Below are 598 nucleotides of genomic sequence, written 5' to 3' on the forward strand. Positions count from 1 at the left end.
GCCGAACCGTCGTTGGAGCGACGATCCGGCCCTAGATCCACGAACCTCGCGAAAGGACAGACGTGGACCTGAAGGCAGTCTCTACGAAGATCACGGAGCCGACCAAGTCGGCCCTCGGAACGATCAACACGGTGCTCGACAGCATGGCGCCGATGTTCGCTCCGTTCGCTGCTCGCTGGGACGCGGAGGAAGGCGAGCGGGCGAAGCTCCGGACCCCGGAGAACCTCAAGGCGCTCATGGATGCCCAGCGCGGCCACAACAGCGCGCGGTCGACGGCGGCGTCGGCTCGGTCGCAGCGTGCGGCAGCGCGGGCGGCGTCGAAGAACCCGCTCTCAACCGGTCGTCGGGCGGCTCGCACAGCGGACAAGGCGGCCCGCGCGCACCGCGAGGAAGCGAAGACCAAGCTCAAGGCCGCGCGGAAGAACTACCCGACCACGTTGAAAACTCGGGCGATTCAGGCTCACGCGATTCACGCGGTGCCGGGTGCTGGCATCTCGGCTCTCGGCTGGGACCAGGCGTGGGGCGCCTACCCGGCGTCGATGTCGCTCGGGCTGATCGCGTTCAACGCGGGCGCGCTGTGGCTGGGTCGCCGGAAGGT

1 pseudogene is annotated in these 598 nt (G+C 68.7%); it reads left to right on the forward strand.

The features are described 5' to 3' along the window. Positions 1-62 precede the first annotated feature (62 nt). A pseudogene (locus IE153_RS41300) lies at positions 63-598 on the forward strand (ATP-binding protein); the annotation flags it as partial.

The sequence above is a fragment of the Streptomyces massasporeus genome (assembly GCF_014648995.1).
Lineage (GTDB): Bacteria > Actinomycetota > Actinomycetes > Streptomycetales > Streptomycetaceae > Streptomyces > Streptomyces massasporeus.